The organism is Streptomyces sp. NPDC048643 (genome assembly GCF_040650615.1).
Taxonomy (GTDB): Bacteria; Actinomycetota; Actinomycetes; order Streptomycetales; family Streptomycetaceae; genus Streptomyces.
Map to the genome: position 1 here is coordinate 1 of NZ_JBEZHO010000026.1, position 22,046 is coordinate 22,046.

20 protein-coding genes and 1 tRNA gene are annotated in these 22,046 nt (G+C 72.6%); 12 read left to right on the top strand and 9 right to left on the bottom strand.

From position 1 onward, the window contains the following. Positions 1-95 (top strand): hypothetical protein (locus AB0C62_RS24300; RefSeq protein ID WP_362976521.1); only part of this gene is annotated, 95 nt, incomplete at its 5' end. A gap of 32 nt (positions 96-127) precedes the next feature. On the opposite strand, the gene AB0C62_RS24305 is transcribed toward AB0C62_RS24300, so the two are convergent. Beyond that, positions 128-901: an RDD family protein gene (locus AB0C62_RS24305; protein ID WP_362976381.1), complete on the bottom strand. Its 774-nt coding sequence runs from the start codon at positions 899-901 to the stop codon at positions 128-130. Positions 902-996: 95 nt separating this feature from the next. Next, a complete protein-coding gene (locus AB0C62_RS24310) occupies positions 997-2,628 on the bottom strand; it encodes an RDD family protein (protein ID WP_362976383.1) in 1,632 nt (543 codons plus the stop codon). Positions 2,629-2,910: 282 nt separating this feature from the next. On the opposite strand from AB0C62_RS24310, the gene AB0C62_RS24315 reads away from it, so the two are divergent. Continuing rightward, positions 2,911-3,423: an SsgA family sporulation/cell division regulator gene (locus AB0C62_RS24315; protein ID WP_362976523.1), complete on the top strand. Its 513-nt coding sequence runs from the start codon at positions 2,911-2,913 to the stop codon at positions 3,421-3,423. 10 nt (positions 3,424-3,433) lie between these two features. On the opposite strand, the gene AB0C62_RS24320 is transcribed toward AB0C62_RS24315, so the two are convergent. Continuing rightward, positions 3,434-4,849, bottom strand: a complete 1,416-nt coding sequence (locus AB0C62_RS24320; RefSeq protein ID WP_362976385.1) for an FAD-linked oxidase C-terminal domain-containing protein — start codon at positions 4,847-4,849, stop codon at positions 3,434-3,436. A 92-nt stretch (positions 4,850-4,941) separates the two neighbouring features. Here AB0C62_RS24320 and AB0C62_RS24325 point away from each other — a divergent pair, with 92 nt between their 5' ends. Further along, on the top strand, positions 4,942-6,621 hold the full coding sequence (locus AB0C62_RS24325; protein ID WP_362976387.1) for a hypothetical protein: 1,680 nt from the start codon (positions 4,942-4,944) through the stop codon (positions 6,619-6,621). Positions 6,622-6,748: 127 nt separating this feature from the next. On the opposite strand, the gene hppD is transcribed toward AB0C62_RS24325, so the two are convergent. Then, positions 6,749-7,894 carry a 4-hydroxyphenylpyruvate dioxygenase gene (hppD, locus tag AB0C62_RS24330; RefSeq protein ID WP_362976389.1) on the bottom strand — a complete coding sequence of 382 codons (1,146 nt, stop codon included), beginning with the start codon at positions 7,892-7,894 and terminating at the stop codon, positions 6,749-6,751. A gap of 122 nt (positions 7,895-8,016) precedes the next feature. Here hppD and AB0C62_RS24335 point away from each other — a divergent pair, with 122 nt between their 5' ends. The 7 genes from AB0C62_RS24335 to AB0C62_RS24365 all read left to right on the top strand — a co-directional run bounded on the left by AB0C62_RS24335 (position 8,017) and on the right by AB0C62_RS24365 (position 13,332). After that, entirely contained in the window at positions 8,017-8,487 is a 471-nt protein-coding gene (locus tag AB0C62_RS24335) for an Lrp/AsnC family transcriptional regulator (protein ID WP_179165248.1), read from the top strand. Between the two features lie 24 nt (positions 8,488-8,511). Beyond that, complete coding sequence (locus AB0C62_RS24340) at positions 8,512-9,159, top strand: ABC transporter permease (protein WP_362976391.1); 648 nt, start codon at positions 8,512-8,514, stop codon at positions 9,157-9,159. 79 nt (positions 9,160-9,238) lie between these two features. After that, positions 9,239-10,450, top strand: coding sequence for a betaine/proline/choline family ABC transporter ATP-binding protein (locus AB0C62_RS24345; RefSeq protein WP_241539896.1), 1,212 nt, complete (start codon positions 9,239-9,241; stop codon positions 10,448-10,450). Further along, on the top strand, positions 10,447-11,313 hold the full coding sequence (locus AB0C62_RS24350) for an ABC transporter permease (protein ID WP_362976393.1): 867 nt from the start codon (positions 10,447-10,449) through the stop codon (positions 11,311-11,313). The genes AB0C62_RS24345 and AB0C62_RS24350 overlap by 4 nt, the downstream gene beginning before the upstream one ends. Before the next feature lie 89 nt (positions 11,314-11,402). Then, the gene (locus tag AB0C62_RS24355; protein WP_362976525.1) at positions 11,403-12,290 is read left to right on the top strand and encodes a glycine betaine ABC transporter substrate-binding protein; all 888 of its coding nucleotides are present in this window, start codon (positions 11,403-11,405) and stop codon (positions 12,288-12,290) included. Between the two features lie 124 nt (positions 12,291-12,414). Beyond that, positions 12,415-13,053: a helix-turn-helix domain-containing protein gene (locus AB0C62_RS24360; protein WP_362976395.1), complete on the top strand. Its 639-nt coding sequence runs from the start codon at positions 12,415-12,417 to the stop codon at positions 13,051-13,053. A 93-nt stretch (positions 13,054-13,146) separates the two neighbouring features. Then, positions 13,147-13,332, top strand: a complete 186-nt coding sequence (locus AB0C62_RS24365; protein WP_362976397.1) for a hypothetical protein — start codon at positions 13,147-13,149, stop codon at positions 13,330-13,332. Between the two features lie 36 nt (positions 13,333-13,368). On the opposite strand, the gene AB0C62_RS24370 is transcribed toward AB0C62_RS24365, so the two are convergent. From AB0C62_RS24370 to AB0C62_RS24385, 4 genes are all read right to left on the bottom strand, one after another. Next, positions 13,369-14,157: a S16 family serine protease gene (locus AB0C62_RS24370; RefSeq protein WP_362976399.1), complete on the bottom strand. Its 789-nt coding sequence runs from the start codon at positions 14,155-14,157 to the stop codon at positions 13,369-13,371. Between the two features lie 360 nt (positions 14,158-14,517). Further along, a complete protein-coding gene (locus AB0C62_RS24375; RefSeq protein WP_081217530.1) occupies positions 14,518-15,159 on the bottom strand; it encodes a helix-turn-helix domain-containing protein in 642 nt (213 codons plus the stop codon). A gap of 565 nt (positions 15,160-15,724) precedes the next feature. Next, on the bottom strand, positions 15,725-17,527 hold the full coding sequence (locus AB0C62_RS24380) for a DEAD/DEAH box helicase (RefSeq protein ID WP_362976401.1): 1,803 nt from the start codon (positions 17,525-17,527) through the stop codon (positions 15,725-15,727). A gap of 342 nt (positions 17,528-17,869) precedes the next feature. Then, entirely contained in the window at positions 17,870-19,582 is a 1,713-nt protein-coding gene (locus tag AB0C62_RS24385; protein ID WP_362976403.1) for an MFS transporter, read from the bottom strand. Between the two features lie 224 nt (positions 19,583-19,806). Between AB0C62_RS24385 and AB0C62_RS24390 the strand changes: the two genes are divergently transcribed. Both AB0C62_RS24390 and AB0C62_RS24395 read left to right on the top strand, forming a co-directional pair. Further along, positions 19,807-19,878, top strand: a tRNA-Cys gene (locus AB0C62_RS24390). 220 nt (positions 19,879-20,098) lie between these two features. Beyond that, positions 20,099-20,758: a hypothetical protein gene (locus AB0C62_RS24395; RefSeq protein WP_362976405.1), complete on the top strand. Its 660-nt coding sequence runs from the start codon at positions 20,099-20,101 to the stop codon at positions 20,756-20,758. 48 nt (positions 20,759-20,806) lie between these two features. Here AB0C62_RS24395 and AB0C62_RS24400 read toward each other — a convergent pair whose 3' ends face one another. Beyond that, positions 20,807-21,973: an SUKH-4 family immunity protein gene (locus tag AB0C62_RS24400; RefSeq protein ID WP_362976407.1), complete on the bottom strand. Its 1,167-nt coding sequence runs from the start codon at positions 21,971-21,973 to the stop codon at positions 20,807-20,809. Between the last annotated feature and the right edge of the window lie 73 nt (positions 21,974-22,046).

The following is a 22,046-nucleotide window of genomic DNA, read 5'->3' on the forward strand; positions in this document are numbered from 1 at the left end:
GGCCGCTGGTTGCGCTCGACGTCGCGGGGCACGAGATGTCGCACGGCGTCACCTCGAAGACCGCGGCCCGTGCAGTACGGGCCCGCCGTTCGTGATCGAGGATCGGGCCGCCGCCGCGGCCTGCCGGTCAGGCGGTGCGGACCACCACCGTCTTGGCCGCCTTGTCGTGCAGGCCCTGCTTGTAGGGCTTGTCGAAGAAGCTCCAACCGCCCGCGATGGCCGTCCAGATGCACGCGCAGCAGAACGCGAACGGCAGCCACAGGACCAGGGCGCGGACCAGCGAGGTCTGCACGGAGGGCGTCGAGCCGTTGTCGAGGTTGGCGACCCGGTGGTTGAACAGCTTCTTGCCGACGGTCTGCCCCGTCCGGCTGATCATCACCGTGTCGTAGGCGACGTAGAGCACGGCGGCCACCAGGGACTGGCCGAAGGACTTGCCGTACTCGATCTTGTCCGAGTCGACGTTGTACTCGGTGACACCGAACGCCCAGGACAGCAGCCACACCACGATGCCGACCAGGATCATGTCGAGGATGCGCGCGAGCACGCGCTTGCCGCTCTCCGCGAGGGGCGGCATCCCGGCGAGCGGATCGCCGCCGTAGGGACCGCCACCGCCGTAGGGGTCCCCGCCCTGGCCGTACGGAGGCTGCTGACCGCCGTAGGGTCCGCCGCCAGGGGGCTGCTGACCGCCGTACGGGGGCTGCTGGCCGTCGTAGGGCGGGGGCTGGCCACCGGGGGGAGGCTGGCCGCCTGGCGGGGGCTGCTGGCCCCCGTAGGGCGGCGGCTGGCCCCCGGACGGCGGGTCGTACGGGGAACCCCCGCCCTGCGCGGGCGGGGGCTGCTTCGTGAACGGGTCGTCGTCCGATGGCTGGCCAGGGCCCGGGGGCGGCGGTTCGCTGCTCATGGCCCGAGTCGACCGCGAACCCCCGGGCTCCGCATCCGGCGAGGGGCCGTCCGGGGGACGGTTTCCGGGATTCCCCGGACGCCGTCCCCTCCCCCTCAGCCCTGGGCCACGAAGGTGTGGGCCGCCTTGTCGTGCCAGCACTGGCGCCAGGGCCGGTCGAACAGACCCCACAGGACACCGACGACACCGACGACGAGGAGACCCGGGACGCTGAAGACCAGCCAGCGGCCGAGGGCCCGTCCGAACGTCGGCGGTTCGTGGGCCTCGATGTCGCGCACCTCGACGCCGCACAGCTTCTTGCCCAGGGTGCGGCCCCACCTGGCGGTGGGCAGGGCGTCGTAGAGGACGCCGAAGACGAGGAGTGCGGCGAGGATGCCGCCGAAGCAGACGGAGGTCGTGCCGTCGAGGAGCCAGACGGTGACCTTCTCGCCGGACAGCTTGGCCGCGTCGATCTTCTCGGCGATGTGGTCCATCGCCCGGGTGCCGAGCGGCACGGCGGCCACGCCGGTGACCGCCGCGAGGACGACGGTGTCGAGCAGGCGGGCGGCCAGACGCCGGCCGAGGCCCGCCGGACGGGCCGCCGACTGCCGGCGCGCGGCCGCCTGGAACACGTCCTCCACGGGAGGCTTCCACGGGGTGACCGGCGCCCCCGGCTCGGCAGGTTCGCCCGCGAGCCGGTGCACCTGCTGGGCCCAGGACGGCTGGCCGCCACCGGACCCGGGGGCCATCGGCGCTGCGGGACCCGGCTGTTGGGGCACGGCGGGGGCGGGAGGGGCCTGCGCGGCGGACGGGGACGCGGGGGCGGGCGTCTGGGCCGGAGCCTGGGCGGATGCCTGAGCCGCGGCCGCCTGTGCCGCCTGCCCGGCCCCGAATCCGGCCCCGGCCGAAGGACCGGACGCGGCGGGCGGGCCGGACGCGGCGGGCGCCGTTTCCGGCGTACGGCCCGTGCCCGTTCCGGGCGTCGCGCCCTGTCGGTCGGTGCGCGGCGAGAGCGCGCGGATGGCCATCGTCCCGTCGGAAGGAGCGGGGTCGTGGGTACCGGAGGGGCCTGCGGGTCGTCCGGCCCCGGGCAGAGCCCGCCCGTCGGCTGTCCCCGAACCCGCCTTCCCCGTACCGCTCGTGCCGCCGGTACCGCCCACGGCGCCCGGGCCCTCGGAGTCCGCGGGCCGCACCGGCCCGGTCGGGCGGCGGAAGACCACCGGGCCGCCGGGCGCGGGCGACGGCACGCCGCCCGCGGGCTCGGCGGGCGGGATCGTCGCCGTGCCGTCCGCGTGGACCGGCACGCCGTCGGGCCGGGACTCCGTGTCGGCGGGCCCCGCCGAGCGCGGCACCCGCGGGTCGGGTCCCTGCGGCGCGCCCCACGACACCCGGCGGTCCTGCTCGCCGCCGAAGCCGGTCTGCCGGGAGCGGTCGGCGCCCCACGCGGCGGCCGGCTCGGGCCGGCTGCCGTGCTGCGCCTCGGCGGGCGTCGCCGTGCGGGGCTCGGGGTCCTCGTCGAAGAAGTGCGGGCCGGTCTCCTCCGCCGGGGCCGGGGCGGGCCCGGGCACGTGGCCGGAGCGCACTCCGGCCGGAGCGACGAGCGGTTCGCCGGCGGACGGTGCCGGGCGGCTGGTGCCCGGCACCCAGGCGGAACCGTTCCAGTACCGGACATATCCAGGAATGGACGGGTCCGGGTAGTACCCCTCGCGGGGCCTGTCGTCACCGGGTGCCGGGGTTGGGGCGCTCATGTCCGTCGTCCCGTATCTGCTCGGGGGTCGTGTTGGGGGTCCACATCTACCAGAACAGCGGGCGGGTCACGGCCGGTCCCGCCGTACCCACCCCTTTCGGGCAAGGATCCGTCACCTCACGGCAGCGGAGTCACGAAGCTGTCCGGCAGGTGTCCGAGAAGGAGGGAGGCGGGCCCGGAAAAAAAACTTCTCCCGACCCGCGTAATGGTCCGGCCCGGACGCGCTCTCCACTCGTACGGGCCCGCCCAGGGGCCTGTGCACGACGAAGGGAAGGGCATCGACATGCACACCGTGGTGGAACGCGAGCTGGAGCTCAAGCTCGTCCTGTCGCCCGAGCGCAGCATCCCTGTGCCGGCCCGGCTGACGTACCGCACCGACGACCCGTACGCCGTCCACATCACCTTCCACATCGGCTCGGACCATCCCGTGGAGTGGACGTTCGCCCGCGAGCTGCTCGTCGAGGGCGTGTTCCGGCCGTGCGGGCACGGCGACGTGCGGGTGTGGCCGACGAAGGTCGGCGGCCGGTCCGTCGTCCTGATGGCGCTGAGTTCACCGGACGGCGACGCGCTGCTCGAAGCGCCCGCCGCGCAGGTGTCGGCCTGGCTGGAGCGCACCCTGAGGGTGGTCCCCCCGGGCTCTGAGGCCGAGCAGCTCGGTATCGACGCCGGCCTCGCCGAGCTGCTCGCGCCCTCACCGAGGCTCTCGGCCACCCTGGAGCAGGGCGCGGCCGCGGCGGCCGACGACCTGTGGCTGCGCGACCCGTGGCCGTCGGACGAGACCGCGGACGGTGAGTAGCCCCCGGGTCTCAGAAGAGCTTGCCGGGGTTGAGGATGCCGAGGGGGTCGAACGCGGTCTTGATCGCCCGCTGCATCTCGACGCCGACCGGGCCGATCTCGCGGGCCAGCCACTCCTTCTTCAGGACGCCCACGCCGTGCTCGCCGGTGATCGTGCCGCCGAGTTCGAGGCCGAGGGCCATGATCTCGTCGAAGGACTCGCGGGCCCGCCGGGACTCGTCGGGGTCGGCGGCGTCGAAGCAGACGGTGGGGTGGGTGTTGCCGTCGCCCGCGTGCGCGCAGACGCCGATGGTCAGGGCGTACTTCTCGGCGACGCGCTCGATGCCGTCCAGCATGTCGCCGAGCCGGGAGCGCGGCACGCACACGTCGTCGATCATCGTGGTGCCCTTGACCGCTTCGAGCGCCGTGAGCGACAACCGCCGCGCCTGGAGCAGTAGTTCGGACTCGGCCGCGTCCTCGGCGGGGACCACCTGGGTGGCGCCCGCGGCCTCGCAGAGCGCCCCCACGACGGCGAGGTCGGCCGCCGGGTCGTGCGTGTCGAACGCGGCCAGCAGGAGCGCCTCGGTGGTCTCGGGCAGGCCCATGTGGGCGAGGTCGTTGACGGCCTTGACGGTCGTACGGTCCATCAGTTCGAGGAGGGACGGCACGTGGCCGCCCTCCATGATCCGGCACACGGCGTCGCAGGCGGCCCGCGCCGACCCGAACTCGGCCGCCAGGACCAGCTGTTGCGGGGGCTGCGGCCTGAGGGCCAGCGTCGCGCGTACGACGATGCCGAGCGAGCCCTCGGAGCCCACGAAGAGGCGGGTGAGGTCGTAGCCGGCGACGCCCTTGGCGGTGCGGCGCCCGGTGGACATCAGCCGGCCGTCCGCGAGGACGACGTCGAGACCGAGCACGTACTCGGCGGTCACCCCGTACTTCACGCAGCACAGGCCGCCTGAGGCGGTGCCGATGTTGCCGCCGATCGTGCACATCTCCCAGCTGGAGGGGTCCGGCGGGTAGTACAGGCCGTGTGCGTTGACGGCGCGGGACAGCGCGGCGTTGACGACGCCCGGCTCGACGACGGCGATGCGGTCGACGGGGCTGATCTCCAGGATGCGGTCCATCTTCACGAGGGACAGCACGACACAGCCGTCGGAGGCGTTCGCCGCGCCCGACAGGCCGGTGCGGGCGCCCTGCGGCACGACCGGGACGCGCAGCTCGCTCGCGACGCGCATGACGTGCTGGACCTGCTCGACGGTGCGCGGCAGGACGACCACGGCGGGAACGCCCGCCTCGCAGAAGCTCGCCATGTCGTTGGCGTACGCGGCCGTGACGTCCGGGTCGGTGAGAACGGCCTCGGCCGGCAGGCCGCCCAGCAGGCGTTCGACGAGGCCGCCGGTCACTGCCGTGTCCTCATCGCGCGGGGCTTCGATACGGCTCATGATCACAGGGTCGCACCCGGGGCCATCGGTGTGAACCCCATCCGCGCGGGGCTTGGCAAGCCGGGATGTGGTCTTCGTACTGACGCACAGTGAGCGGCATGGACATCGAAGAGCGACAGCCGGTGCCCGCCGGGCCCGGGCCGGGGCAGCCCGTGGGTCCGCGGTCCGGGGACGCCGCAGGTCCGGGATCCGGGGAGCCGGGCGGGCAGCCGGGGGCGGAGGCCGCGGGTGCGGGCCGCTCGCCGCTCGCCCGGCGCGTGCTGATCGGCGCGGCCGTCGGCTGTGTCGTGCTCGGCGGTGTGCTGGTGCTGCTGCCCGCCACGGGTCCGGGCGGTGCCCCGCCGCCCGCCCCCGGTCCGGTGGCCCGGGCGATGACCGCGGTGGGGGCCGGCGCGCCCGCCGCGCTGCCCGATCTGGCGGCGCTCATCGGTGACCGCGAGACGCATCTGCGGTCCCATCCGCGCGACGACCAGTCGTGGGCGGTGCTCGGGACCGCCTACGCGGAGCAGGCGCGCCGGACGGCGACGGCCGCGTACTACCCGAAGGCCGAGAAGGCGCTGCGCACCTCGCTGGACGTCCGGCCGAAGGACAACGCGGCGGCGCTGGACGGGCTCGCCGGGCTCGCGGTGGCGCGCGGTGACTTCCGGGCCGCGAAGCAGTGGGGGGAGGCGTCGGTGAAGCTGGCGCCGAGGCGGTGGACGGCGTATCCGGCGCTCGTCGACGCGTACACCGGGCTCGGCGACCACAAGGCGACGCGCAGGGCACTCGACAAGCTGCTGGCGCTGCGGTCCGGTCCGGTGACGCAGGCGGTCGCGGCGCGGGCCTACTGGGACCGCGGCTGGCGGGAGGACGCGGGGGCGGCGATCGCGGACGCGACCGCCGGCGCGACGACGGCCTCGCAGCAGGCCGCCTTCCTCCAGTTGGGCGGGCGGCTGGCGTGGGAGCGCGGTGACGTCCAGGAGTCGCTGGACCACTACCGGGCGGCGGTGAACACCGACCCCGACGAGCACGGCGCGCTGGCCGGCCAGGGGCGCGCGCTGGTCGCGCTCGGGCGTACCTCGGAGGCGCTGCGCGCCTATCAGGGGGCGCTCGCCAAGCGGCCCGCGCCGCGCTACGCGCTGGAACTGGGCGAGCTGTACGAGAAGCTGGGGCTCCCCGGGGCGGCGCGCGTGCAGTACGACCTGGTGCGGGAGCTGGTGCGGCGGGACGCGGCGGGCGGGGTGGACGACGAGCTGGTCCTCGGGTTCCTGGAGGCCGACCACGGCGATCCGCAGGAGGCGGTGCGGCGGCTGCGGGCCGAGTGGGACCGGCAGCCCGGCATCGCGGTCGCGGACGCGCTGGGCTGGGCGCTGCACCGGGCCGGTGACGACGCGCAGGCGCTGACGTTCGCCACCCGGACCATGGACAAGGAGCACGGCGGCGAGGTGCGCAGCGCCCTGTACGCGTACCACCGGGGGGAGATCGAGCGGGGACTGGGGAAGACGGGTCCGGCCCGCCGTCATCTCGCGGAGGCGCTGCGGATCAACCCGTACTTCTCGCCGCTGCTGGTGCCCGCGGCGCAGGGGGCGCTGGCGGCGCTGGGCGAACCGCCGGGCGAGGGACCGCCGGAGCCGTCGGAGGGCGAGGAGGAGTCGGGGGAGGCCGCTGGGGCTGCCGGTGCGCCGGGCACGGCGGCTCCGCGGCCCGCGCCGCGTCCGTCGTCCTCGGGTCCCGCCGTCGCGCAGGCCGCTCCGCGCTCACCCTCGGCTCCCGCGCCGGAGCCGTCGGCGGCACGCTGAACACCCCTGCGGGCGGGCGCGGTCGACGCCGCAGACGCCTCGGGTCCGGTGGATGCCGCGCCTCCACCGGACCCGAGGGGGTCGACCTGTCTCGGCGGGCCGCCGTCGGCGGCCGGCCCTCACCCGGTCAGAGGTTGCCGCGCTTCTCCTGCTCGCGCTCGATCGCCTCGAAGAGGGCCTTGAAGTTGCCCTTGCCGAAGCCCATCGAGCCGTGCCGCTCGATCATCTCGAAGAAGACGGTCGGACGGTCCTGGACCGGCTTGGTGAAGATCTGCAGCAGATAGCCGTCCTCGTCGCGGTCGACGAGGATCTTCAGCTCGCGCAGGGTGTCGACGGGGACGCGGGTGTCGCCGGCCCACTCGCCGAGGGTGTCGTAGTACGAGTCGGGGGTGTCGAGGAACTGGACACCGGCCGCGCGCATGGTGCGGACGCTCTCGACGATGTCGTTCGTGTTCAGCGCGATGTGCTGGACGCCCGCGCCGCCGTAGAACTCCAGGTACTCGTCGATCTGGGACTTCTTCTTGGCGACGGCGGGCTCGTTGATCGGGAACTTGACCTTGAGCGTGCCGTCGGCGACGACCTTCGACATCAGCGCGCTGTACTCGGTCGCGATGTCGTCGCCCACGAACTCCTTCATGTTCGTGAAGCCCATGACCTTGTTGTAGAACGCGACCCACTCGTTCATCCGGCCGAGTTCGACGTTGCCGACGCAGTGGTCGACGGCCTGGAAGGTGCGCCTGGCGGGCGGCTCGACGATCGGGTCGGCGGCCGCGTAGCCGGGCAGGTAGGGGCCTTCGTAGCCGGTGCGCTCGACGAGGGTGTGGCGGGTCTGGCCGTACGTGGCGATCGCGGCGAGGACGACCGTGCCGTGCTCGTCCTTGACCTCGTGGGGTTCCACGATCCCGCGGGCGCCGTGCTCGACGGCGTACGCGAACGCGGCGCGCGCGTCCGGGACCTCGATCGCGAGGTCGACGACGCCGTCGCCGTGCTCCGCCACGTGCTCGGTCAGGAACGTGCCCCAGGGCGTCGTCGGCCTGATCACCGAGGTGAAGACGAAGCGCGCCGAGCCGTTCTCGAGGACGTACGACGCCGTCTCGCGGCTGCCGTTCTCCGGTCCGGAGTAGGCGACGAGCCGCATGCCGAAGGCCGTGGAGTAGTAGTGCGCGGCCTGCTTGGCGTTGCCGACGGCGAAGACGACCGCGTCCATCCCCTTCACCGGGAAGGGGTCGGCCTGCCGGGCGGTGTCGGGGGTGTGGTCTGTGGTCTGCGTCATGGCCGCAGACTCCCGCCGTTCCGCAAGGTGCGCAATAGTTCGCGTATCAGCTGAACAATCTGTACAGCGGATGGCCCACACCGGCGGGCTTTCTGTACATGATGACCATCCCGGAGGCACCTGTGGCGATCGATCATCTGGACGGGCGGCTGCTCGTGCTGCTGGCGCGGGAGCCGCGCATCGGCGTGCTGGAGATGTCGCGGCGGCTCGGGGTCGCGCGGGGCACCGTGCAGGCCCGGATGGACCGCCTTCAGTCGAATGGCGTCATCCGGGGCTTCGGTCCGCAGGTCGACCCGACGGCGCTCGGCTACCCGGTCACCGCGTTCGCCACCCTGCAGATCCGGCAGGGCCAAGGCGCCGACGTACGGGCCCACTTGGCGACCGTGCCCGAGGTCCTGGAGCTGCACACCACCACCGGCAGCGGGGACATGCTGTGCCGGCTGGTGGCCCGCTCGAACGCCGACCTCCAGCGGGTGATCGACCGGGTTGTCGGATTTGATGGCATCGTCCGGGCGTCCACGGCGATCGTCATGGAGAACCCGGTTCCGCTGCGGATCATCCCGCTCGTGGAACAGGCAGCGACCGAGCACTGAACCGAGTGACCGAGGTGACGTGGCGTGAACTTCTGGGAGTACCTGAGCAGCCGCCACGAGCAGCTGCTCACGGACGCCTACCAACACGCCAGCGCGGTCTTCCAGTGCATGGTCGTGGCGACCCTCATCGGGGTGCTGATCGGTGTCCTCACCTACCGCAGCGACTGGGCGGGCAACCTCGCCACCACGACCACCTCCGCGATCCTGACCATCCCCTCGCTCGCCATGATCGGCCTGCTGATCCCGATCGTGGGGCTGGGTGTTCCGCCCACGGTCATCGCCCTGACGCTGTACGGGCTGCTGCCGATCGTGCGCAACGCGATCGTCGGTCTGCGCGGCGTCGATCCCTCGCTGGTCGACGCGGCCACCGGGATCGGCATGTCGCGGGCGGCCCGGCTGGTACGCGTGGAACTGCCGCTGGCCTGGCCGCCGATCCTCACCGGCATCCGGGTCTCCACCCAGATGCTGATGGGCATCGCGGCCATCGCCGCCTACGCCTCCGGTCCCGGACTCGGCAACGAGATCTTCCGCGGCATCAGCTCGCTGGGCAGCAAGAACGCGCTCAACCAGGTGCTCGCCGGCACGGTCGGGATCATCATCCTCGCGCTGCTGTTCGACGCCGCGTACGTCCTGATCGGCCGGCTGACCATCCCGAGGGGGATCCGTGCCTGAGACCGCCGACACCACCGGGCGCACCGAGCGGCCCGACACCGCCTCCGACGCCGCCGCCTCGTCGACCACGGGCGCCACGATCGAGCTGGAGAACCTCACCAAGCGCTACCCCGGCAGCCGGGACGCGGCCGTGGACAGCGTCAACATGGAGATCAAGGCGGGCGAACTCGTCGTGTTCGTCGGGCCGTCCGGCTGCGGCAAGTCGACCACCCTGAAGATGATCAACCGGCTGATCGAGCCGAGCAGCGGTCGGATCCGGATCGGCGGCGAGGACGTCACCGACATGGACCCGGTGAAGCTGCGCCGCAAGGTGGGGTACGCGATCCAGTCGTCCGGGCTGTTCCCGCACATGACGGTCGCCCAGAACATCGCGCTCGTCCCGAAGATGGTCGGCTGGCCGAAGGCCCGGATCAAGGCACGGGTCGAGGAGATGCTGGACCTGGTGGGCCTCGACCCCTCCGAGTTCCAGGGCCGCTACCCGCGCCAGCTCTCCGGAGGCCAGCAGCAGCGCGTCGGGGTGGCGCGGGCGCTCGCCGCCGACCCGCCGGTGCTGCTGATGGACGAGCCGTTCGGCGCGGTGGACCCGATCACCCGCGACCACCTCCAGGACGAGCTGATCCGGCTCCAGCACGAGCTGCACAAGACGATCGTCTTCGTGACCCACGACTTCGACGAGGCCATCAAGCTCGGCGACCGGATCGCGGTGCTGCGCGAGCACTCGCACATCGCGCAGTTCGACACCCCGGAGGCGATCCTCACCAACCCGGCCGACGACTTCGTCTCGGGGTTCGTGGGCGCGGGCGCCGCTCTGAAGCGGCTGAACCTGAGCCGTGTCCGGGACGTGGAGATCACCGACTATCCGACGGTCACCGTCGACGACCCGCTCCAGGACATCTTCGGCAAGCTCCGCTCCAGCGGCACGAACGAGATCCTGCTGCTCGACAAGCGGGGCCGCCCGTACAAGTGGCTGCGGCGCGGCGACCTGATGCGGGCCAAGGGTTCGCTGGCGCGGGCGGGCACCCTGGTGCACGACACGGTGACCCGGGACGCCACCCTGCGGGACGCGCTGGAGGCGGTCCTCACCGACAACTCGGGCCGGGTGCCGGTCACCGGACGGCGCGGCGAGTACACCGGGGTGGTCGACATGGAGACCCTGATGAACTCCGTGCACGAACTCCTGGAGGCCGACCGGCTGGAGGCCATGGAGCACCAGCACGAGCTGGAGGAGGCACGCGCCCAGCAGACCCAGTTCGAGCAGGAGGGCGTCGACGGCGGGGAGGCGAAGGCGTGAACACTCCCCCCACGGAACATCGCCCCGAGGGCGAGCACGAGGTCAAGGGGCTCGCCTTCCGCGACGACAGCGACGGTGACGGCGAGGGCGAGCGGGAGGCGCCCCCTTCGCCCGAGCCGCCCAGGCGGCGGATCGGCTGGCAGAAGCTGACCTTCCTGCCGGCCCTGCTGATCGCCCTGCTGCTGGGCACCTGGCTCTGGTTCCAGCAGGCGGACCTCGACCCGATCTCCAAGAACGCCCTGTCGAACGGCCAGGTGTCCAAGGCCCTGTGGCAGCAGATCCAGCTGACGGCGATCTCCACGTTCTTCGTGCTGATCATCGCGATCCCGCTGGGGATCCTGCTGACCCGCAAGGCGTTCCGGAAAGCCACCCCGATCGCGATGACGATCGCCAACATGGGGCAGGCGACCCCGGCGATCGGTCTGCTGGCGCTCCTGGTGATCTGGCTCGGCACCGGCCAGAAGTCGGCCCTGATCGGCATCACGATCTACGCGATCCTGCCGGTCCTGTCCAACACGATCGCGGGCCTGAACGCGAACGACCCGACCCTGCTGGAGGCGTCCCGCGGCATCGGGATGTCGCCGATGGGTGTGCTCACCCGGGTCGAGCTTCCGCTGGCGGTTCCGCTGATCCTCGCCGGTGTCCGTACGGCACTCGTCCTGAACGTGGGCACCGCGACCCTCGCCACCTTCGGCGGCGGCGGCGGACTCGGCGTCCTCATCACCACCGGGATCACCACCCAGCGCATGCCGGTCCTGGTCCTCGGCGCCGTCCTCACGGTCGCTCTCGCCCTGCTGGTCGACTGGCTGGCGTCGCTGGCGGAGCTGCTGCTGCGGCCGCGCGGGCTGGAGGTGGGGAAGTGACCGGGCCGACGAGAAGGACCCGTACCCTCGCGCTGTTCGCCGGGCTGCTGGTGCTGGCGTCCGGCTGCGGGCTGACCAGCGGCTCCCCGATGACCGACGACGTCGAGCCCGGCACCGTCGGGAAGGGCGAGCCCCTCAAGGGCGCCACGCTCACGGTGGCGTCGAAGGAGTTCACCGAGCAGCTGGTCCTCGGCGCGATCATGGGCATCGCGTTCCAGGCGGCCGGCGCGAAGGTCATCGACCGCACCGGCATCCAGGGGTCGATCGGCACCCGCGAGGCGATCAAGAACGGTGACGCGGACGCGACGTACGAGTACACGGGCACCGCGTGGATCACCTACCTCGGCAACAGCAAGCCGATCCCGGATCCGCAGAAGCAGTGGCAGGCCGTCCATGACGCCGACACGAAGAACGGCGTGGTCTGGCTGCCGCCGTCCGTCCTCAACAACACCTACGCGCTCGCCATGAACCAGGCCAACTTCAAGAAGTACGGCACGAAGACGCTCTCCGACGTGGCCGCACTGTCGAAGTCGGACCCGAGCGCCGTCACCCTGTGCGTGGAGAGCGAGTTCGCCAACCGGGCCGACGGACTGCCGGGCATGGAGAAGGCGTACGGCATGTCGATCCCGGCGAAGAACGTCACGCAGATGGACACCGGGATCATCTACACCCAGGTCAAGAAGGGCAGTTGCACGTACGGGGAGGTGTTCACCACCGACGGGCGCATCAAGTCGATGAACCTGGAGGTGATGCAGGACAACAAGAAGTTCTTCCCCAACTACAACGCCGCGCCCGTGGTCAACGCCAAGGCCTTCAAGAAGTATCCGCAGATCGCCCAGGTCATCGAGCCGGTGACGAAGGCGCTGAACAACACGGTGGCGCAGGACCTGAACGCCAAGGTCGACGTGGAGGGCCAGGATCCGCACGAGGTGGCTCTGGCCTGGATGACGTCCGAGGGGTTCGTGAAGCAGAACTGAGGGTGCCCGTGAACTCGGTTGCCCCGGGGGTCGGTTGGGCCGATCCGGCAATCCTCGGCCATCCAAAGAAGTAGTTGCAAAGAAACCGTTGCAAGGGAGTCTTTGCAACGCTACCTTTGTACGCATGACGGAGCAGCAGCCACCGCACCCCCCGAACGCCCCTCTCCCGCCGGAGCCGCCCCTGCCGCCGGCACCGCCGCAGCACCGGCGGCTCGACGCCCGCTCCCTGCGCGGCCTCGCCCACCCGCTGCGCATGGAGCTGCTGAGCAGCCTGCGGCGCCGCGGCCCGGCCACCGCGTCGATGCTCGCCGAGCGGCTGAACGAGTCGAGCGGGGCGACCAGTTACCACCTGCGCCAGCTCGCCGCGCACGGCTTCGTCGAGGACGCGCCGGACCGGGGCAAGGGGCGGGAGCGCTGGTGGCAGGCGGCCGACCAGGGGCTCGGTTTCGACGAGGAACTGCTCAAGGACCCGGACCCGGCGGTGCGCGGGGCGGCGGACATGTTCCTGCACGAGGTCGCGACCAGCCACGCCCGCGAACTGTCGACCTGGCTCGGCACGCGGGACGACTGGTCCGACGACTGGACCCGCGCCACCGACATGAGCGACTTCACGATCCGGCTGACCCCGGCGCAGTCCCGCGAACTGATCGAGAGGATGCACGCCCTGCTGGAGCGCTACGCCGCCCTCGAACGGCCCGAGGACGACACCGAGGCGGCCCAACTGCGCTTCCACACCCACGTGTTCCCGCAGGCGTCCGACTGAGTCACCGGGCCACGCCCGCGCCGGCTCACACCGAAGAAGCCCGATCCCGACGCCCGATCCCGACGCTCGACCCATCGAAGAGAGGTCACACCGATGCACCCGGACACCCAACTCCAGTTGCACCACCTGCGCGCCGCCGAGCTGCGGGCCGAGGCGGACACCTACCGGCTCACGGCCGCGGCCCGGCCCCACCGGCTGCGCGCCCGCGTCGGATGGACGCTCGTGGAGGTCGGCCTCCGCCTGGCCTCCGCGCCGAGGACGGCCGTCGCGGCCTTCTGAACCGGGCTGCGGACGCGTCCTGGCCCGGTCCGCGGTCTAGCAGCTCGGGATCGAGCCCTTGCCCTTCTCCAGGGAGACCAGCGACTCGACCGCGCCCTGCAGGCTCGTCACCGGAACGAGCCGCAGTCCCTTCGGCAGCTCCGACTTCGCGTCCGAGCACTCCGCCTTCGGCACGAGGAACACGGTCGCCCCGTCGCGGCGGGCCGCCTGCGTCTTGAGGGCGACCCCGCCGACCGCGCCCACCTTGCCGTCGGCGTCGATCGTCCCCGTACCCGCGACGACCCGGCCGCCCGTGAGGTCGCCGCCGCTGCCGTCGCCGTCCAGCTTGTCGACGATGCCGAGCGAGAAGAGCAGCCCGGCACTCGGTCCGCCGACGTCGGCGAGCTTGAGCGTGACCTTGACGTCGTCCTTCTCGTGCAGAAAGCCGAGCGCCGCCTCGGTGGCGGTGTCCTGGGACTTCTTCATCTCGTTCGCGTTGTGCTGCTCGATCTCCTTGACGCTGCCGCCGCTCGGGTAGACCGAGTCACGGGGCATCACGGCCTTGTCGGTGGCGAACCAGCCGCTGAGCACGTCCCCGAGGGAGATCTTCGCGTCCGGCCCGGTGGCCTCGATCGTCGTCATCCGCAGCTGGCCGCGGGTGTCGCGGGTGGGCGCCCCCGTGATGGTGATCACCGGGTCGCCCTTGTTCTCGCCGAGAACGTTCGCCGTCAGGCCGGGCTGCGCCAGGGAGAAGGGCAACGGCGCGAACACCGCCGTGGCGAGCAGGGCCACGACGGGGAGGGCGCAGACGGCGACGGCCTTGGGGCGCGTGAGGCGAGAGAGCACGGGGTCAATCTAACGTCACCACCCGCCGGGCCCTCCGGACAGGTCCCACGGGTCGAAGGTCACTCGACTTGGAAGGGGCGGCACGGGCGAACACCTCCGTGCGATCGCGGACCGGCGTCGCTACGAGGAGCCGCCGGGGCCGTGGACCGGCGTCAGAGCAGGGCGCCACCGCGTAGTGGGCCGCGCGTCAGCGCAAGGCGTCGCCGCGCAGTCGGTCGGCTGCGGAGCAAGGCGCCGCCGGGGCGCGGACCGGCGTCGGTACAAGACGCCGCCACATCGTGGGCCGGCGGTCAGCGCAGGGCGCCACCACGAGTGGGCCGCGCGTCAGCGCAAGGCGTCGCCGGGGGCCGTGGAGCGGCGTCAGCGCAGGGCGTCCGCGACCTCGCGGGCCGCGTCCATCACGCGCGGCCCGACCCGCTCCGGAACCGCGTCCGCCAGCATGACCACCCCGACACTGCCCTCGACCCCCGTCACCCCGATGAGCGGCGCCGCGGCCCCGCTGGCGCCCGCCTCCAACTCCCCGTGGGTGAGCGTGTACCCGGGATCCCCCACCGGCGCCTGCCGGGCGGCGAGTATCGCGCGGCCCGCGGCTCCCCGGTCCAGCGGATGCCGGAACCCGGCGCGGTAGGCCACGTGGTAGTCCGTCCACGTCGGTTCGACGACGGCGACGGCGAGCGCCTCGGTCCCGTCGACCAGCGTCAGATGGGCCGTCGCGCCTATGTCCTCGGCCAGGGCGCGCAGCGCGGGCAGCGCGGCCTCCCGTACGAGGGGGTGCACCTGGCTGCCGAGGCGCAGGACCCCGAGCCCGACCCGGGCACGGCCGCCGAGGTCCCGGCGTACGAGCGCGTGCTGCTCCAGCGTGGCGAGCAACCGGTACACCACCGTCCGGTTGACGCCCAGTTTGTTCGAAAGCTCGGTGACGGTCAGCCCGTGGTCCGTATCGGCGAGCAGCTTGAGGACGCGCAGTCCCCGGTCGAGCGTCTGAGAGGTCTCCGCGGTCACGACGCCCACTCCTTAGTGGTGAGGTCGACGGCCCTCGCTCGGCGGATGCGTCACCGAGTCCCGTCGGCGACGCGCTTCAGAGGCCGCCGGTCGGCTGGCGACCCGGGCTCTTCCCGGGCGGAGTCGCTTCACGGCTGCGCTCCGCGGCGGCGCTGCCACGGGGCGTGTGCGTAGCGGGACAGTAGCGAGCCGGTCCGCTCAGCGGAAGTCTCCGTCCAGAATCCGGGCATCGGCTCGTACGGACTGATTCCGTTTGTCCCGGAACGCGGGGCGCGCGGCACTCCGCGTACACCGCGTGTGCACGCAGCGCACAGGCGAGGGCGCACGCCGGTCCGAAGGGTTGCGCGCCCCATAGAGGGAGGCCGCCGTCCCGTGCGGCGGGTTCCGGATATCCGCACCGCGGAGGTAACCGGTTCTCCATGTACATCCGTGGGCACCGCACGTGGACCGCGAAGGACACGGATGTCAGGTACGCACAGCCCCGGATGTCAGGTACTCCGGGATACGGAAGTCAGGGACTCCGGGATACGGAAGTCGGCTACTCGGCGATCACCGCGTGCGCGGGTCACCGCATCCGGGTGGCCCACTCCTGCACCTTGGCGATCCGCTGGCGCAGTTGTCCCGCCGTGGCCTCCGCGCTCGGCGGGCCGCCGCAGACACGGCGCAGCTCGGTGTGGATCACGCCGTGCGGCTTGCCGCTCTGGTGGACGTACGCACCGACCATGGTGTTGAGCTGCTTGCGCAGTTCCAGCATCTCCTTGTGGGAGACCACCGGACGCCGCTCGGCGGGCAGTTCGAGGAGGTCCGCCTCGTCGTCCGGCTTCTTGCGGCTGTGCGCGATCTGCCGGGCCTGCCGCTTCTGGAGCAGCAACTGCACCTGGTCGGGTTCGAGGAGCCCGGGGATGCCGAGGTAGTCCTGCTCCTCCTCGCTGCCCGGGTGGGCCTGCATGCCGAACTCGGCGCCGTCGTAGAGAACGCGGTCGAAGACGGCCTCGGACTCCAGCGCCTCGAAGGAGAACTGCTCCTGCTCGCCGGTGTCCTCGTCCTGCTCCTTGTTCGCCTCCTCCATCTCCTGCTCGGACTCGGCGTAGGGGTCCTCCTCGGTCTCCTTCTTGGGCTTGTCGAGGGCGTGGTCGCGCTCGACCTCCATCTCGTTGGCGAAGGTGAGGAGGTCGGGGACGGTCGGCAGGAACACGGAGGCGGTCTCGCCGCGCCGCCGGGACCGCACGAAACGGCCGACGGCCTGCGCGAAGAAGAGCGGCGTCGAGATGGTGGTCGCGTACACGCCGACGGCGAGGCGCGGCACGTCGACGCCCTCGGACACCATGCGGACGGCGACCATCCAGCGGTCCTCGCTCGCGGCGAAGTCGTCGATGCGCTTCGAGGCGCCGGTGTCGTCGGACAGGACGACGGTGGCCTTGGAGCCGGTGATCTCCCGGATCAGCTTGGCGTAGGCGCGGGCCGAGTCCTGGTCGGTGGCGATGACGAGGGCCCCGGCGTCCGGGATGCCCTTGCGCACCTCGGTCAGCCGCTGGTCGGCGGCGCGCAGCACGCTCGGCATCCACTCGCCGCGCGGGTCGAGCGCGGTGCGCCATGCCTGGCTGACGGCGTCCTTGGTCATCGGCTCGCCGAGGCGTGCGGCGATCTCGTCGCCCGCCTTGGTGCGCCAGCGCATGTTGCCGCTGTAGGAGAGGAAGATGACGGGCCGCACGACCCCGTCCCCGAGGGCGGACCCGTAGCCGTACGTGTAGTCGGCGGAGGACCGGCGGATGCCGTCGCGCCCCTCCTCGTACGTGACGAAGGGGATGGGGTTGGTGTCGGAGCGGAAGGGCGTACCGGTGAGCGCGAGCCGGCGGGTGGCGGGCTCGAACGCCTCCAGGCAGGCCTCGCCCCAGGACTTGCTGTCACCGGCGTGGTGGATCTCGTCGAGGATGACGAGGGTCTTGCGCTGCTCGGAGCGGTTGCGGTGCAGCATCGGCCGCACCCCGACACCCGCGTACGTCACGGCGACGCCGTGGTACTCCTTGCTGAGCGGCCCGGCGCTGTACTCGGGATCCAGTTTGATCCCTATCCGCGCGGCCGCCTCGGCCCACTGCTTCTTCAGGTGCTCGGTCGGCGCGACCACGGTCACCTGCTGGACCACGTGGTGGTGCAGCAGCCAGGACGCGAGCGTCAGCGCGAACGTCGTCTTGCCGGCGCCGGGGGTGGCGACGGCGAGGAAGTCGCGCGGCTGCTCCTGGATGTACCTCTCCATCGCCCCCTGCTGCCAGGCGCGCAGCTTGTTGGCGGTGCCCCAGGGGGCGCGGCCGGGGAAGGCGGGTGAGAGGTGGTGCGAGTGCGAGGAGGCGCTGGCGGCGGTGGTAGTCACGGTCTCCGGTCTGGGTGTCGATTGGGAGCGTCCGGGTCCGCGCGCGGCGCGTCGGTGTGGCGGTGACGGCAGACGGGCGGTCGGCTCGCTACGTATGACAACCGGGCCACCCTACCGGCGCCCGCGGCGTGTCAACGCGCGGACGACGCCGGGTCCGCCGTGGATGGGACTGACGTCACATGACGGTCCGGAGTCACCCCTGTACCCATGTCAGGCGTCATCCCTGCACCCGTGCCCGGAGTCATCTCTACACCCGTGCCCGGAGTCACCCCTGCACCCGTGCCCGGAGTCACCCCTGCAGCGCCACCGCGGGACGCGCGGAACCCGGCGCGGCCCGCGGCCTCAGCCTCCGTGGCCGAGCGCGGCGGCAGGTCGCCGTTCCCTGACACGTGTCGTCACCCACGCCCCGACCAGCGCCACCGCCGCCATCGGGAGGAACACCGCCGCGAAGGCGGCCGGGTGGGATCCGTGGGCGCCGGAGGCCGTACCGGTCGCCGCGTGGGCCATGGCACCGCCGCCCAGCGCCGCGAAGGCGGCTCCGCCGAAGGCGAGCAGCAGGACGTTGCACAGGGCGTCGGAGATCTGGAGGGCGGCCGAGTTCGTGCCGGCCTCGTGCGGGGCCGAGAGCTGCAGCAGCAGCACGCTCGTCGAGGCGACCACGAGCCCCATCCCGAAGCAGCCGAACGCCCAGGCGACGGCGACGGTCCACACCGGCACGGCCGGGATCAGCACGCTGGGCGCGGTCGCGACGGCCGCCGCGACCAGCACCATGCCGAGGAACATCAGCCGCTCCCGGTACGGCTCCACGCGGGGCCGCGCCTGCACCCAGGAGCCCAGCGCCCAGGTGGCGCCGCCGGCGGCGAGCGACAGCCCCGCGAGTGTCGGGGAGAGCCCCCGCTGGGTGACGAGCATCAGCGGCACGAAGGACTCGGCGGCGACGAAGGAACCGGCCGCGACGCCGCGCAGAAGCACGACGGACGGCAGCCCGCGCGCGGCCCGCCAGGTGCCGTGCGGCAGCAGCCCGCGCACGGCGGGGACGAGCAGGGCGACACCGGCCAGGGCGGGCAGGAGCGAGAGCGTCCGCAGATCCTGGGCCGCGTACTGCAGCAGCCCGGCCCCGAGCGCGATCCCGAACGCCAGCCGGATGCGCCGCCGGTCGAGGGGCACGCGGCGGCGGGGTTCGGCGGCGAGCCGTTCGGTGGCGAGGGATTCGGTGGCGAGGGGCGCGCGGTCGAGGGGCCTGGCACCGAGGGGCGCGGGGGCGAGGGGGCTGGGGAGGGCGTCGGCGGGGGCGTGACCGAGAGCGTCGGCGTCGGCGTTGGCGTCGGCGTTGGCGTTGGCGTTGGCGTTGGCGTTGGCGAACTCGTCGATACCGTTACTGGTACTGATGCCGGAGTCGGCACGCTCCCCCTCCGCGGCGGGTCCGCCGGCCCGCCGGCGTATCTGGGGCAGGGCGAGGGCGAGGGGGATGCCGACGAGGGCCGGGATGCCGAGGAACACCCAGCGCCAGCCGAGGTGTTCGGTGACCGCTCCCGCGGCGAGGGGGCCGACGACGGACGGCACGACCCAGGCCGCCGCGAACGCCGCCATGATGGCGGGCCGCAGCCGCTCCGGGTAGGCCCGTCCGACGACCACGTACAGCGCGACGATGACGAGCCCGCCGCCGAGCCCCTGGACGGCCCGCCCGAGGACGAACAGCCACATGCCACCGGCCGTCCCGGACAGCAGCAGCCCCGCGGCGAACGCGCCGATGCCGACGGCGAGCGACGCCAGCGGCCCGTCCCGGTCGGACCACTGCCCGGCGAGCACCATCCCGAACAGGCTGGTCGTGAAGTAGCCGGAGAACGCGAACGCGTACAGCGCCACCCCGTCGAGCTCCCGTGCGGCGACGGGCATCGCCGTCCCCACGGCGGTCGCCTCGAAGGCGATGACCAGCACCACGGAGACGATCCCGATGCTCAGCGCCCGGTACGCCCGCCCGAGCACACCGTCCTCGCCCGCGCCCTCACCCTCGGCGGGAACGGTCACGACGTCGGGGGTCTCCAGTGTTGCCATGGCCGTCAGCGTAAGGTGCGCAACCCTCACTGACTCCTGTCCGAGGACGGTGATCGTCCGGTCCTTTGGTCCTAGGACCACTCCCCCACGCCGCCGCCGGGTGTTCATGAACGGCGTGTGGCAGTCGCGTTGCAGCGCTGCCGGACCCCTTGAGCCGTCCGCCCCACCCGCCTACGGTCGACCCATCAGGTTCGGAACGAGTGAGCCGTGCCGCACCTGAGAACGGCCGTGTGCCCGAGTGGTTCAGGGACTCGCCTGCAAAGCGAGTTACGCGGGTTCGATTCCCGCCACGGCCTCTGCCTGCCTGACCAGGCGACCCGGAGGGGCGGCACCGCACACGCGGTGCCGCCCCTTCGGCGTGCCTCTCCCGGAAGGCTCCGTGGCCGGGTCGCACGCGGAGGGAACCGCGGGCCTCGGCAGGCTCGTGTCCTCGTACGGGTGGACGGTCGGCCGGGCGGGCTTCGCGGGGGCATCATGCAGATCATCGAGGTGACGGGGTATGCTGTCCGATCCGCTGTGATCACCATGCGCCGAACGGGGACACCCCTGGAATTCGTGATCTTCCCGATGCTGCACGTGGCTTCGCCGACGTTCTACTCCCAGATCCGTCTGAGGCTCAGGGAGTGCGACCTCATCGTCGTCGAGGGGATCCGCGGCCGTTCGGTGGGGGTGAGCACCCTCACGCTCGCCTACCGGTTCGCCCCGCGTCGGCGGCGCAATGGTCTGCAGGAGCAGCGGGACGCACTGGTCCTTCCCGACGGTGTCCCGGTCGTCAACCCGGACGTGACGGCGGCGGAGGCGATCGCGGACCTGCGGGCTCTGCCGTGGTGGACCTACGTGCTGCTCTTGGTGGCGGCTCCGGTCATGGGCCTGGTGTTCGCGCTGCGGGGGCCGCGCGCCTTCCTGGACGAGGACCTGGTGGTCGAGGATCTGCCGTCGACCCTGCGGGCGGAGTTGATGGCCGACCATCCGCTGGAGCACGCGCTGACCGATCGGCGCGACCAGCGGTTGCTCGACGCGCTCGGCGAGATCCACGCGGAGCGCGGCCACGAGCCGCTCCGGGTGGCCGTCGTCTACGGGGCCGGCCACGTGCCGGCGATCGTGTCGGGGCTGCGGGATCGCCACGGCTACCGGCCGCGCGAGGCGGACTGGCTCACCGTCCTCGTCCCGGCGTAGGTCGTCGGGTGGACCGCGCGCCACATACGTGCCGCTCGCGCCGGGGCGCTACGCGTACAGCGAGCCGCTCGCCCGGTCCTCGAATATCCCGGGCCAGTGGCGCAGGCCGTCGTCGCCCGGGAGGGTCGGGGTCGGGTCGCAGGCGACGGGGTCCACGGTGGCGAGGGTCTCCGTCAGGGTGGCCGCGAGGTGTTCGTAGGAGTCGCTCAGGCCGTGGACCGCGTCCAGGGTTCGCTCGCGGTGCAGGAGCCAGAGGGTGAAGGCGAGCGTGGAGATGTCCGCGTTGAGCGGGCGCAGGGTCAGGTCCGGCTCGCTCCAGGCGAGCACCGCGCCCGTGGCGCCGTCCACGACCAGGCTCGTGTCCTCCACGAGGTCGCCGAGGCGGATCAGGCGGCAGGCGGTCACCGGGAGGTGGCCGGCGGCGAACGCGTCGGGACGCTCGTCCGCGTAGTAATCGGTGAGGGCCGGCAGCGGCACCTCGGTGTCCAGCTGGAAGAGGAGCCCGTCCTCGGGCAGGCCGGTCTCGCGCAGGAAGCGGCGGGTCGGCTCGTGCGTCAGCGCGCGCGGGAAGTCGACGTCCTCGAAGCGCATGATCCCGCCCGCGCCGAACTCCTCGTCCAGCAGCCGCTTCGGCAGGCCGAGGACGAGCCCCTCGCCGGGTCCGGCGATCCGGGCCAGCGGGCGGATCAGCGCGGCCATCCGCCAGTACGGCGGCACGTCCGCGCCGGCGGTGTCCTCGAAGACCGCACCCAGCCGGTCCGCCGTCTCCGCGACCGCCTTCGGACCGAACGGGCCGGGACGGCCGCCGGGCGCCGTCAGTTCCTCGGTGGCCGCCGCGAACCGCAGCAGAGCCTCCAGGGAGGGCGCCAGCGGTGACAGGTCCAGGTCGGCGGGGCTTCTCGGGACGTACGCCGAGGAGACCTCGCCCGTCGTCCCGTCGAGCACGAGCGACTCCAGGTCGCGGTCGAGGCTGCGCAGCGCCCCGATGACGAGCCGGTCGCGCAGTTCCCCGGCGAGCCGGTCGGCGTCGCCCGTCAGGTCGGCCAGGGTGCGCAGGCCGTGCTCCCGCAGCGCGTCGAACCCGAGGAGCGCGCTCGTGGCGGGCAGTCCGGAGCCCGTGAGGAGGTGCCGCGTGGACGGGTGCGTGACGTACGGATCCAGCTCGTGGTCGGTCAGTGTGATCGCGCCGCCGACATCGGTGTCAGTCGTGCTCATGGCTCCCCCGCGCAAGTGAACGCTTGTGCTTCCCCCGGTGAGAACGGCCGGTCGTGCCACGGCAGTTCCCCAT